Source organism: Fibrella arboris, assembly GCF_041321095.1.
In the GTDB taxonomy this organism is placed as follows: domain Bacteria; phylum Bacteroidota; class Bacteroidia; order Cytophagales; family Spirosomataceae; genus Fibrella; species Fibrella arboris.
This window is the reverse complement of the sequence record NZ_JBGGWE010000009.1, coordinates 101,195-114,100: the sequence shown is the minus strand read 5'-3', so window position 1 is coordinate 114,100 and position 12,906 is coordinate 101,195. Positions and strand designations below refer to the sequence as shown.

The 12,906-nt window shown below is 54.6% G+C and carries 10 protein-coding genes; 6 read left to right on the top strand and 4 right to left on the bottom strand.

Going from position 1 to position 12,906, the window contains the following annotated elements; genetic code table 11:
• Window positions 1-324 precede the first annotated feature (324 nt).
• Window positions 325-816: a hypothetical protein gene (locus tag ACAW75_RS16615; protein WP_370729866.1), complete on the bottom strand. Its 492-nt coding sequence runs from the start codon at window positions 814-816 to the stop codon at window positions 325-327.
• Window positions 817-927: 111 nt separating this feature from the next.
• Between ACAW75_RS16615 and ACAW75_RS16610 the strand changes: the two genes are divergently transcribed.
• From ACAW75_RS16610 to ACAW75_RS16585, 6 genes are all read left to right on the top strand, one after another.
• Window positions 928-1,338, top strand: a complete 411-nt coding sequence (locus tag ACAW75_RS16610; protein WP_370729865.1) for a hypothetical protein — start codon at window positions 928-930, stop codon at window positions 1,336-1,338.
• A gap of 79 nt (window positions 1,339-1,417) precedes the next feature.
• Entirely contained in the window at window positions 1,418-2,014 is a 597-nt protein-coding gene (locus ACAW75_RS16605) for a hypothetical protein (protein ID WP_370729864.1), read from the top strand.
• 44 nt (window positions 2,015-2,058) lie between these two features.
• On the top strand, window positions 2,059-2,517 hold the full coding sequence (locus tag ACAW75_RS16600; protein ID WP_370729863.1) for a hypothetical protein: 459 nt from the start codon (window positions 2,059-2,061) through the stop codon (window positions 2,515-2,517).
• Window positions 2,518-3,465: a winged helix-turn-helix domain-containing protein gene (locus ACAW75_RS16595; RefSeq protein ID WP_370729862.1), complete on the top strand. Its 948-nt coding sequence runs from the start codon at window positions 2,518-2,520 to the stop codon at window positions 3,463-3,465. It abuts the gene before it with no gap.
• Window positions 3,466-3,680: 215 nt separating this feature from the next.
• Window positions 3,681-4,733 carry a ligand-binding sensor domain-containing protein gene (locus ACAW75_RS16590; protein ID WP_370729861.1) on the top strand — a complete coding sequence of 351 codons (1,053 nt, stop codon included), beginning with the start codon at window positions 3,681-3,683 and terminating at the stop codon, window positions 4,731-4,733.
• Between the two features lie 402 nt (window positions 4,734-5,135).
• A complete protein-coding gene (locus ACAW75_RS16585; protein ID WP_370729860.1) occupies window positions 5,136-6,524 on the top strand; it encodes a DUF3300 domain-containing protein in 1,389 nt (462 codons plus the stop codon).
• 89 nt (window positions 6,525-6,613) lie between these two features.
• Here the strand turns inward: ACAW75_RS16585 and ACAW75_RS16580 are convergent, their stop codons facing one another.
• The 3 genes from ACAW75_RS16580 to ACAW75_RS16570 form a co-directional block, all read right to left on the bottom strand.
• Window positions 6,614-7,264, bottom strand: a complete 651-nt coding sequence (locus ACAW75_RS16580; RefSeq protein WP_370729859.1) for a hypothetical protein — start codon at window positions 7,262-7,264, stop codon at window positions 6,614-6,616.
• Between the two features lie 32 nt (window positions 7,265-7,296).
• Window positions 7,297-10,689: a VCBS repeat-containing protein gene (locus ACAW75_RS16575; protein WP_370729858.1), complete on the bottom strand. Its 3,393-nt coding sequence runs from the start codon at window positions 10,687-10,689 to the stop codon at window positions 7,297-7,299.
• A gap of 357 nt (window positions 10,690-11,046) precedes the next feature.
• Window positions 11,047-12,903, bottom strand: coding sequence for a RagB/SusD family nutrient uptake outer membrane protein (locus ACAW75_RS16570; protein WP_370729857.1), 1,857 nt, complete (start codon window positions 12,901-12,903; stop codon window positions 11,047-11,049).
• Window positions 12,904-12,906: the final 3 nt, after the last annotated feature.

Sequence of the window (12,906 nt, the reverse complement as noted above, 5' to 3'; positions counted from 1 at the left end):
AGTTGTGTTTAACGGCATACTATAGGGTTACAAGACTTATACCCTGACTGGTCAGCCTACCCGTGTTGCCCGATCGTTTTGTTTGTAAAAAAGGGGCTTTTGTAAGGAATAGCCCGCTATTGGGAGATTTGGCGGGCTATCAGTAGGAAATAGCTGTTTATTCGTAATGGTTTCGATTACTAGAGGAGCTGTTTTGAGCCTAGCCTGCTGATCGCTTTCCGTTTCTATCCACGCCTTATTCATGAAAACAGGACTCATTCGCTGGCCTGGATGACCAGCTAGCGCGAATGAGCCCTGTGCATTTTATCAGCTATAGGTCGTGGATTAAGAGATCCGTGCGTTTTCAGTCGGCAGCCGAAACAGGATCAGCGACCCTACTTCGGCGATGAACAGGTTGAAAAACGTAGTTGAAAGCCCGGGAAATTCGTAGGCCAGAAACACCTCGTCAGTGAGGATAAAGGCGGCCCATAAACCAATGGTCGCACCAAATGCCCGATGGGCTGCTGCTCGGCTGTCGCCAGTGTGCTTAAGCAGGCCGATCAGTGCCTGCCAGAATAGAACAGCGCCGATGCCTTCCCAACTAATGACACCCGCAAAGAATACGCCCGCCAACCCAGCCGTAGGACCATACATACCGACCACCTTACTAACCAGGCTGTAATTGCCCGACACAAACCGAAAACCGGTCGGCAACAGGTTCAGTGCTTTCAGGGCGTCGGTGGTGTTACTAAGCCAGACTACTGAAAAATAAAGCGCCCAGAAGAGCAGCAGGCCAGCTTTAATGCGTCGGTCAACGATGTGGTAAGGCGTTTGCATAGTGATGGTGCTAACTTTTACATTTCATTTACAATGTTTTACCGGTGCTTAACGACTGGTCGCTGACCAATGAGTTAGCTTTGTTTCGTTGGTACGCTAAACACGAAAGCCATGAAACAAATCGCGTTCTTCTGCTCACTCATTGCCGGTGTCGGTCTGGGTACGTCTGCCCAGGCGCAGCAACCCTTTACCAACTGCTCGGCTGCTTTTGTAGGCAAAAAAATGGTGGTCGATACGTATACGCCCGCCGGTAAATGCCAACTGGCGGCAGCAGCCACCGGTACATTGACGGTACAAACGGTCGCGTTATCGACTACCGAAAGTAAAGCTGTTGATCCGATCGATTTTAAAGTAGCCATTCGCGACAAGGCCACCGGTACGTTGCATCTGTATTCGGAAGAGACTTATCGCCGGGTACCGGTAGAGAACGTACTGGCCCGCTGTAAGAAAGGCGATCAGATCGTTTTGCTAACGGTCGATACGCGCTACGCCCTGCCGCATAACGAGATTCTGGTGCAATAACGTTGCTACAGGATCACAAAATCAACTACTGAACGCGTAAACCTACAAGGCCGTGAGCAAACTAAACAAACTTTATAGCATGAAAACGAAACTGATGCTGGCCCTTTTACTACTTTGCCCCCTATGCGTGCTCATCGGACGCAGTATAGCAAAAACGACGCCTGTCAAAACGTCGCTGACCGTTAATGGTCGTCCAATCAATTATGAGCTGTTCACGCTTAACAACCCTGGGGTATTGACCGTCATCGAAGGCGATCTGAAAGTGCTGGAAGAGCGGGCAATGCCCTATCAGTCGTTGCTGCTGCAAGGTGGCTCGGCCCGACAAGACGCCTCTGTTAGCGCTGGCTCCGCCTTTCAGGCAGCTGAAGTGTGGCCGTCTACCTGGCTTCGTGGTGAAGTAGCCGATGAGCAGGCAATGAAGCGAAAAGCGGTTCCCTTCCGGGTATTGCTGCGGCGGAATGGATCGGTGGTGAAGCAGTGGCCGGCCAATGCCGAAGAAACGGTTGAATCGCTCCCGCTAAAAGAAATTTGGCCGTCTGCCCGACTCGGCGACGAGCTGATCGTTGAGCCGATGGGCCGTTCTGGATCACAACCGGATGAGAACGCTGGAAAACAGGCTATTAAACTGAAAAAAGTGGACCCTGTTTTGCTTAAAGCGTTGCAGGAAGGTTGTTAATTGCAGTTGGGTAAACCGGCAGCTACTAGCCAAACAGATACATCATGAAAAACTCAATCAAACTCAGTCTGCTGCTTGGCGCATTGCTGCTGCTGAACGGCCTGGGCATTGCGCATGAAAACCCAACTGGCCCAATCGAGAGTTGTAACGCCTTAGTATTGAACGGTCATCGGGTCGATTATAGCACCTTTTGGCTGAATAAAACGGGTGTGCTGGCTATTGTTACCGGTGATCCGCAGTCGGCGAATCATAAGCCGGTTGCCTTTCGGGTGTCGTTACGCCGGGCGGGTACTGTTGTTCGGCAGTGGCCGGCTAACCAGACGGAGACCGTTTATTCGCTTCAGGTCGACGAGATCTGGCCAAACGCGCAGCTTGGCGATGAACTGATCGTTGAACCCGCCAACTGTCCTGCCGACGGATCAACGGGTTGCCGGGGAAAACAGGTTCTGAAAATGCAGGGTTTTAACTGGCTGTCGCACTGTTTGCCAGCCGACAAGTGCTAGATGTTTTCGCACGTTATACGCGCTAATCAATCGCCGCTGGTGATACGGCTGGTGGCAGGCAGCGGTTTTCTGCTGTTGCTGGGCTTGCTGTTTCTGCAATTCACCAGCAGTGTACCGGCTGATTCCAGCCTGGAAACGAGTAAAAGACGGTCTGAAAAGATCAACCTGGCCCTACGCCGCACGGCCGATCTGTTGCTGCGAGCTTCAGGCGATTCCTCCTCGCGCATTCCGGCGGTAGAGCAGGTGAACGCACAGACATTCCGGCTGGCCGTGGGGCGCGCGTTCCAGTACGGCAGGCTACCCGCCCTGCTTCATGAGTCACTTCAACGACATAAGGTTTCGGGTACGTATGATGTAGCCGTGCTCGACTGCAAAACGCAAGCGGTACAGCTAGGTTATTCAGTTACTGATCTGCTCGGTAGTAACCCCGTTGTTGCCTGTTCTGGCCGGGCAACGATTGATGGCTGCTACACGCTGCAACTAACGTTCGACGGGCCAGCACCGGTTGAGAAACCGACCCCGTTCTGGCCGTTTCTGGCGGTTGGCGGCCTGTTTGCCGGTGTGCTGTTTATCGCCTGGCGGCAGGCCACGCAGGTACGTTCAACGGCCACAGCGCCGGGCGCCGAAGCCCCCACAGTGTTACCCAATCAGCTCCGCTTCGGGCAGTCGTGCCTGAATCTGGATAGTCAAACGCTGACGTCTGGCCCCGAGCAGCATAACCTGACCTACCGCGAAGCCAAGCTGTTGCGCCTGCTGGTCAATCATCCGAACCAGGTGCTGGAACGCGATCTGATCCTGAAACAGGTTTGGGAAGATGAAGGCGTTACCGTGGGCCGTAGCCTCGACGTGTTCATTTCGCGCCTGCGGAAGCTGTTGAGCAGCGATTCAACCATTAAAATTGCCGCTGTTCACGGCGTCGGCTATCGCCTCGATGTGCAGATAAACTAGTACTTTGTTACATAAATCAGTTGAATAAGCAGCGTTTTTGTCATCCCGACGACAGGAGGGATCTTGGCGTTAGCCTGCTAGCAATGTGAGCAACCCTCAAGATCCTTCCTGTCGTCGGGATGACAAAATCGCTGCCTGGCAACATCTGAAAATTAGCCTGAGAGATGCTAGTTAGCCCCTCCCTTTTCTGCCTAATTTCTTAACCTCCTACCGTTATGCGATCAAGCATGTTACTGCTTGTGTGTATTGCCGTCACGGCCTGTCATGGGCAGCCGAAGAGTACCCCGTCGAAAAGTGGCGCGGTGCCTCCATCAACGACACCTGTAAACTGGGTGGGCGACCCGTCTAAAGCGTTTATTCAGTCGCAGGTGAGCGAGTACATCAGGCGTATGTTCGAGGATAAAGACGGAAACATCTGGTTCGGTACCCAGGGCGACGGTGCCTGTCGCTACGATGGAAAAACGCTGACGTATTTCACGCCGAAGGAAGGGTTCAGTGGCAAGGTGGTGCGTGGTATGGAACAGCTTGATGACGGGACAATCTGGTTTGCCACCAACAACGGTGTCTGCCGCTATGACGGGAAAACGTTTACCACCTTCACCGTGAAAGACGGGCTAAGCGACAATGATACCTGGAGTATGTTGAAAGACAGCAAGGGAAACCTGTGGTTCGGTACGTTGGGCGGTGTAACTCGTTACGATGGAAAAACCTTTGCCCGTTTTCCGCTACCCAAGGCATCTATTGCGGCTAATGCCCGGTTTTCGCCCAAACTGGTCTGGAGCTTTTGTGAAGACAGGGCAGGCAATATCTGGTTCGGGCTGGATGGCGATGGCGTTCGGAAATACGACGGAAAGTCGATCACGACCTACACGTCTGAAAATGGCCTGAGCGATAATAACGTCGGTGCCATTCTGGAAGACAAAGCCGGTATCCTCTGGTTTGGTACCCGCTATGGCGGCCTGAACCGCTACGATGGAAAGGCCTTTACAACGTTCACCGAAAAAGACGGCCTGTGCCATGACTTCGTCTGGACGCTCGTAGAAGACAAAGCCGGTACACTCTGGATTGGTAGCGCTGGCGGTGGCATAAGCCGGTATGATGGCCGTTCATTCACCAATTTTTCAATCAGTGAAGGGCTGGGAAACCGGTTCGTGCAGAGTATCCTGGAAGATGAACGGGGCGGTTTCTGGTTTGGTACCTCAGGCGGCGTCTACCGCTTCAACGGAAAAACGTTTACCAACTTTACGAAGAATGAGGCTAACCGCTAAGGTTGCTGACCGTTGTCAGATTTTCAGCTAGCTACGTCAGGTACGTTGGTGGCGGCTTATGTTCTTGTAGCCTTTGACATTGCTTCGCGCTATAGCGCGAAGCAACCTATAGCGCGAAGCGACTCTAGTTGCTGGAATTGTATATGTTAAACTAAGTGAAAAATCGTACTTACACAGACGTATATATTTTTATAATATGTTGATTGATAGATAGTTGATTTAAAAAAAGAGTCCTTTCTGCCGCCACTTTTTTTAACCAATGATTAACCACATTGGACACTAACTTCAGGCGTATTCTTGTTATTAATATGGTCGCCCGACCAGTTGATGTAAGTGCCTGCATATAGGCACCTGCGCGACGAAACGGGTTCACCCACGATCACGTTAAATCAAGATTTGCACATGAACGCGCTTACCAATTTCCCAACCGCCAACGCACTGATGCTGGGTTTGGGATTGCTGTTTGCCCAATGGCAACCCACGCTTGCGCAGACACCTACGTACGGCAATCAGCCTGCTGCCACTACGGCTGATCCAAATCCGTCTCTTTTTACGTCGATTGCTTCCTACCGCGATGATGTTCGCCGTGCGGCCCTGTTGGCTAGTCAGCAGCCGAATGTGCTCGATAAACTGGTTCAGCAACAGGACAACAGTCGCGATGCTTTCGAACGGCTGATCCAGTCATACGGCCAAACCAAACAGGGGTGGTTTTATGAACTGGCCCGCTTCCCCGACATTCAGCACGCGCTGGCCCTGCTGCCCGCCGGCACTGATCAGGCCACCGTTCAGGCGATCACCAAATCGATGCCGACCAGTTTGCAGGAGTCGACCTGGAAGGTATTTCGTCATCATCACGATGATCTAATACAGGCCGACAAGCTGAATCAGCAGGCTAATCAGTCGTTCGAGAGTCTGATTGCTCCCCTCGACGGCGCCACCCAATCGGCTTTCCGGCAGCTGATCACCATGCCGGATGTGCTATCATTACTGACCCAGCAGCTTGATAAAACGGCGCAGCTTGGCCGTGATTATCAGACTGATCCGCAAGGTATTACGCAGCAACTGACCGATCTGCATACGAAAATCGAAGCCCAGAATCAGCAGGAACTGGCTGACTATCAGAATCAACTGAATCAGGACCCACAGGCTCGTCAGGAGTTGCAGCAGGCTGGTCAGGAGTATGCCCGGGCGAATGGTTATAACACCAGTGGTATTAACCCGAACCCCGCCTGGCCTGCCAATTCGCCTAATTACTACGCAAACCCATACTCCTACTGGTTCGGATATCCCTACTGGTACGGTTCGCCCATGTGGTATCCTTCGTATGGCTACGGCTTTGGCACCGGTTTCGCCTATGGCCTGGGCGGCAACCTGCTGTTCTACGGACTGCCTTCATACGGCTTCTCGAACTGGTTCTTCAACCGGGGCTATTATTCGTACCCACACCTGTATAACCGGTTCAATACCTATTACAATGACCGGATTGTGGGCGGCCGTGGGTACGTTACTTATGGCAACCGTGGATTCGTGGGCGCCGCCCGTCAGGCATTTGGCACCGGCAGATACAGCAGCCGTGGCGGGGGTAGTTACGGTAACGTCTACAACGGTGGTGCCCGGATGAGCGCTCCGTCAGGACGTACCCAGTCGATGGGTAGCGCTCCTTCCTACCAGCCCCGCTCATTTAGCGGTGGAAACTACAGCAGTGGCCGCTCGTATGGCGGTGGCGGTAGCTTCGGCGGTGGACGTTCCTTCGGTGGCGGTGGTGGCTCACGTGGCGGTGGCCGTCGTTAGGTTTATCACTTGACCAAAAAGCCCCGAATCTGACCGATTCGGGGCTTTTTGGTTTTGCTGGTTATTGGGTTGATAAGTCATCGTGCCGGTTAGGAAATCCAGAGCATGACGGAATAAACCAATTGCCATTTACCTTCCTTTGCCTCCAGAAAAATCACGTAGCCCGCGCCATTTTCGGACTCATTTGATTCTGAGTAGTAACAGGTTGCTTTCGTGCCATCGGACGAGTACGCTACTTTCGAGAACTGAATCAGACCACCGAATGTCGGATAGTCTTTTTGCAACTCATAATAGCCTCTGCTACCCTGCCTGTTGAAATAATAGGCCCTTTTTGCTGGAGTCCACCAAGCCGACTGGCGGCAGGCCAATACTGGTAATCGGGATAATAAGTAGCTGGTAAATTGGGCTGTGTCGACGGTATTAAAAAAAAGGGCCCAGTCAGGTCTTTTGTAGTCCTGATCTTTAGGCGGGAACATCGTCGCTTCAATCGATTCCTGCGATTTTTTAAAGTCAAACGAGAAACCAGCTGTACTGCCATTGAGAACCACTGTTGTGGTATTTATGAAAAGTAACCTGCCTCTTTGGTAGGCAAGCTGGCTGTTTGCGCAACCGGAATAATCATCGATGACCGCCGAATACACTGCGTAGTCGGTATCAGGCAAAGCAGGAGTGCCGGATTGCCCGTAGCAGCGGAACTGGCTACCGAGAAGCAGGGCGACAACAAGGAAAATCTTATACATGTTTACATACACAAAATATACGTCCTATGTCTCTACGGCTTCACGGGTTGATAAGCGCGAACAGCTTGTTGGTTGATGCCGATCAGCAGCGTGTTACCTACTGACACAACGCTACGGACATCGCCCGTCAACCCGAAGCCCGCCTGTGCGGGGGGGATGGCAACAAATCCGCCCCGGCCATTGCCCCGCAACAATTCCCCACTATTGGCATCGGCCCGGCCGAAGCGCAGGCGCGCCTGCGTTGTGTTGCCGCAGAGAAGTAAATCCTTTGTACCGTCGTGGTCGTAGTCCAGTGCGGTGATTGTAAAAATGGGCGCTAGCTGCGCGGCGGTGGGCAGGGGGGCGGCCGTATACTTGCCGGTCGAACTGCTCAGGAACGACATGGTTCGAAACTCGTTAGCCGTCAGGCGTTTGGCGTCGCGGAGTTCGTCGCTGGTGAACACGTCGGTCAGGGTGGCGTTGGCGTAGGTGTCGTAGCTGGTGAATCGCTGCCGAAGCATGCTTAGCTGGTCGAGCAGTTCGTCGCGGGTGGCGTGGGGGTAGCGCTTACCCTGCACATACAGGCACAGGACCGGATCTATCTTGCCGTTATTGTCGAAGTCCTTGTAGACCAGTTCGGCGGGTTGGCGGTCACTGGCGCGGCATTGGGTGTTCAGGCCCTGATTGCCCACTACCAGATCGGGCCGACCGTCGCCGTTGAGGTCATCGACCAGCAGTTTGTTCCACCAGCCCCGGTATTCCTTACCCAGGAAAGCCGTTGTCTGATCGGTCAGTTTTCCGCCGTTTACCAGACCAAGTACCGTAACGGGCATCCATTCGCCAACCACAACGAGTTCGGGGTTACGATCGCCGTTGAGGTCTGTCCAGGCGGCATCGGTGACCATACCAAGCTGAGCCAGCATAGGGGCTAACTGCGCTGTCTGATCGGTAAATTTGGGTTGGCCGCCAGGTACGTTGCCCCCGTTGATCAGCAGATAACTGCGCGGCGTTTCGGGGTAGCGACCCGGAATAACCCGACCGCCAACGAAAAGGTCGGGCCGATTATCGCCATTCACATCGGCAACCCGCACGCAACTGGTGCTGGTTCGCATGGTAGGCAGGGCGGCGGGGCTTTTGGTGAAATGCCCTTTTCCGTCGTTCAGATACAGCCGATCCTGCAAGCGTGGATCATTGGGCTGGAAAGCACCGTAGCCGCCGCTACACACGTAGAGGTCGGGGAAACCATCGCCATTGGCATCGAAAAAGGCCGCATCGGTGTTGGCCGAGGCGGTATCGGCGTCGAAAGCGGGTTGGGGCAGGCGGCTGAACTGGCCCGACGCCTGCTGCATATAGATCGCCCCCGCCTGACCGCTGCTGCCTCCTACGAACAAATCTTCACGACCGTCGGCATTGATATCGGCTTTAACCAGGCATGGACCACTAAATGACAGCGCATTGACCAGCAGCGGCTGCCGCTTGAAATCATTGATCGTGGTGGTTGGCTGCGTATAGGCCAGTGGCGATTTGGTGGCGCGGAACAGCGTGGGGGCAGGGGCCGGAACACGGTATGTTGACCGGGCATCGGCTTCCCGGATGGTCAGCAGCTGGTCTGCTTTTACGTTGGTTAGCAGTTGCTGTTTTCCCGTTGGCCAAACAACCTGTACAGAGTCAATGCTGGTACCGGTACCCAGGCCGAAGTGCAGCCGGGGCGACACGCTCGACTGGTAGCCCTGCGTAGGCATCTGTTCGGCATACTGCCGGTTGCCTTTCCGCGAAATGGTCACCTTGGCCCCAACTCCCTGTGTATTGGCCCCGCCACCAACCAGCTTGATACCGAGGAAGTGGCCTTTTTTATCGGTTCCATTCCGGAAGATATAGGCGGGCTGGTTCGTGTTGTTGACAACCAGGTCGAGGTCGCCGTCATTATCCAGATCGGCATAGGCGGCGCCGGTGCTGTTCGACACTTGGGTGAGGCCCCAGGCTTGTCCGGCGTTTTCGAAGGTAACGTTTCCGTCCCGTTCGCCCCGATTGCGGAACGCGTAGTTCGCTACGTTCGACGAAGGCATCCGGTGAACCAGCTCGAGAATGTCCTCCCGCTGTGGGTTGGTGGGCCGGTTTTGCATGAAATCGGCCATGTACTTCAAAAAGTCCAGATTGGTGTAATCGCGGACGTACCCATTGGTAACGTACAGGTCTTTCCAGCCGTCGTTATCGTAGTCGGCCAGAAGGGGCGCCCAACTCCAGTCGGTGTTTGAAATGCCCGCCAGTTGCCCGGTTTCACGGAACGTGCCATCGCCGTTGCTGATCTGGAGCATGTTGCGCATGATCTGATGATGAAAGCCCGATTCCACGCTGAGCGCGTACTTTTCGTAGTTGTCGGGGGCCATCAGCAGTTTCTGCCGCCGGTTGTCTTCGGGCAGCATATCCAGCGTCAGAATATCGGGTCGGGTATCGTTGTTGACATCCGCTACGGCATTGCCCATCGAGAAGTTAGACGTATGGCCGACGCTCGTTTTGAGCGCATCCCGGAACGTGCCGTCGTGGTTATTGATGTACAGGTAGTCGGGAACAGCGTAATCGTTGGAAATGTACAGGTCGGGCCATCCGTCGGCATTCAGATCCGATACGCCCACGCCAAGCCCGTAGCTCAGTACCGAGCTGCTCAGACCCGACCGGCCAGTAACGTCGTCGAACCGGTTCCGCGTGTTCCGAAACAACCGCATGCCAATCTCCGGGTTCGTCTGTTTGCGCAAGGCCGCCGTGCTGACCTGATCGAGAACGGGCAACGATTTGGGATTATGATTCAGCAGGAACAGGTCCAGGTCGCCATCGCGGTCATAGTCGAAAAAGGTTCCTTGTGTGCTTTGGGCCGGGTTATTCAGACCGAACTGCGCGGTCTGGTCGGTGAAGTGAGGGATGCCCTGCGCGTCGGGACCGTCGTTGATGAAGAGTTGCGGCGTCCGGTTTTCGGGTCGTACACTGCCCGAATAACACAGAAAAAGGTCGAGCCGACCGTCGCCATTCACGTCGGCCATCGACACACCGGTGCGCCACGGCCCTTCGCGCCCGGCCACACCTGCCGCCTTGGTCACGTCGGAAAAGACCATGTTCCCTTTATTGAGGTACAACTGGTTGGGCACCATGTTGCCACTGAAATAAATGTCGTCTAAGCCGTCGCCGTTCAAATCGCCCACGGCCACACCACCACCGTTGTAGAAATATTCATACATCAACACGTTGGTATTCAGGCCTTCGTTGAGGTTATTGGCAAAGGTGATACCGGTCTGATCGGGCGGAAGCAGAGTAAACAAGGGTGGCCCGGTGGGAGTCGTAGCCTGTGTCGGTGCGGCCGATTCATTGGTCGATGAACTGTCCTGGCAGCTCAGAACGGCGAAGCAGGCGGCAACCAGTACTAGACCAGATGAACGTTGGAAAGGGAATGTCATGGAAAAGAAAAACGGAGAATACACGACAATATCAGCTGAGTTGTGGCAGTAAGCAGGAAATACCTGTAATGAACACAAATCATTAATGAAAAGATTGCTGTTGCGTGTGTGTGTTGCTTCGCTAGTCGAAGGGCCTAGCGCGCGAAGCAACACACACGCAACAGCAACCTACAGCGCAAGAACGATCAGCTGTGATTAATTCTGGTAAAAGAAATCCAGGTACGTTGCCCGTTGGTAACGATGACCAGGTTTAAATGACTAATGCCAGCGTGAGTTACGCTGGCATTAGTTGACGATAAGGAGTAAGCCGCACTTTTCAGCCGATTAGTCCTGCATTATGTACGGCTAAACAGACCTTTAGTACCCCGGGTTCTGCACCAGTTTGCTGTTCCGGTTTATCTCATCGCGGCTGACGGGGAGGAAGTACAGCTTATCCAGCCAGGCACGGTTCTCTTTCCCCGGATCAATCTCGACTACCCGATACGCATAGTCGTAGCTGGTAGGATCGTAGCGGTACTGGGTCATGGTCTTGCCTGGTTTCAACGTACCCGTGATACTGATGGTGTTTGCCTTGCGGCCCAGCGTCGTGGGGGCAATCATCCAGCGGCGGGCATCGTGGTAGCGTTGTTCTTCAAACACCATCTCGATACGTCGTTCGTTGCGGTACCGTTGCCGCAGGGCGTCGCCCGTCTCGGTCAGAGCAGGCATCCCTGACCGGAAGCGAATCCGGTTCAGCCACGTTTTTGCTTCCGCATCCTGACCCAGTTCAATGCAGGCCTCCGCGTAGTTGAAGGCAGCCTCCGTAACCCGGAAGAACGGCCAGGGAATCTGCTGGTACGTGTTCTGATCGACGATGGCCGGGTTGGGGTCAATGAACTTACGCATGTAATAGCCCGTGTAGCTACCGTTCCAGTCTTCCACCGTGCTCTTGCGGGTGTCCAGACCGGCGATCGATACCTTGCCACTCCCACTCGTTACTTCATATTGTCCCGTCTGGATCTGGTTGACCGGATCTTTCGCGGCTACGTCGGCAGTACGTGGCTTCCAGGGAGCGCCGTCGTACAGGATCGACGCGTAGAAACGGGGATCACGGTTGGCGTAGGGAGTCGTTGCCTTGGCCGGATCGCTCCAGCTGAATTTCGATCCATCCATCATCTCGTAATCGTCGACCAGCAGCGACACCGGTGTGTTACCCGCCCAGTTGTGGTACCCGTTTGGCCCGTTATACAGCCCTTGCTGACCACCTGCTTCCGGCTTCTGGTTGATGAACGAACGGGAGAACAAGACGTCCTGCTCGCCGCCACTACGCGACAGCGCGATGTTCATGTAGTTGGTTGTACCGGCGTCTTTCGTCACCGGAGCCGACAGGTTCAACTGGTAACCGGTGGTCAGGTCCAGTACCGCTTTGGCGGCGTCTTTCGCTTTCTGCCAGCGGTCGGCCCGGCTTCCGCTCACGTACCCAAGCAGTTGGGGCTGAGCAAACGTAGCGTGCGCCGTTGATTTGGCTTTAGCTGTCGCCGCATCGTAGAGGTCACTGGCGGCATAGGTCAGAATGCGTGATTTCAGCGCCAGCGCAGCCAGGTCGGTGGCCCGTCCTTTGGCCAGTGATTTGCCTTTCAGCAGGGCGGCTGCCGCGTCGCAGTCTTTTACAATGAAGTTGATACACTCCTCCATGGTGTTGCGGGGCAAGGCATAATCCGCTTCACCCAGCGAATACGCCTTGTCGACGATCGGTACGCCACCGTAGTAGCGCACCAGCTGATGGTAGTAGTAGGCCCGCAGGAACAGGGCTTCTCCCTTCAGCCGGTCCGCGATGCCGTTTGTGTTGGCAAAGCCCGGTGTGGCCAGATTCTGGAGCGCCAGGTTGGTAGCCCGAATGCGCAGGTACATCTGGTTCCAGTCGATGGTCTCGTTGATCCAGCCCGGATCGGCCGGGTTGGTACGGGCCTCGGTGATGGTCGTGATGCCCCGTCCAGGGTGCGTAAAGATGGTTTCGTCGGTCAGCGAAGCCAGTTGCTGCTCATTGAAGCCGCCCTGGCCCAGCCCGGCATAGATACCGGTCACAAACGCTTCGGCCAGTGCGGCATCAGACCACACGGTTGACCCGGCTACCTGATCCAGTGGCTGCGTATTGACGAACTGGTCATTACAGCCCGTTACAGCGAGCGATGCAATGAGCAGACTTAAACTGATGGTTTTAACTTGTCGTAACATAGT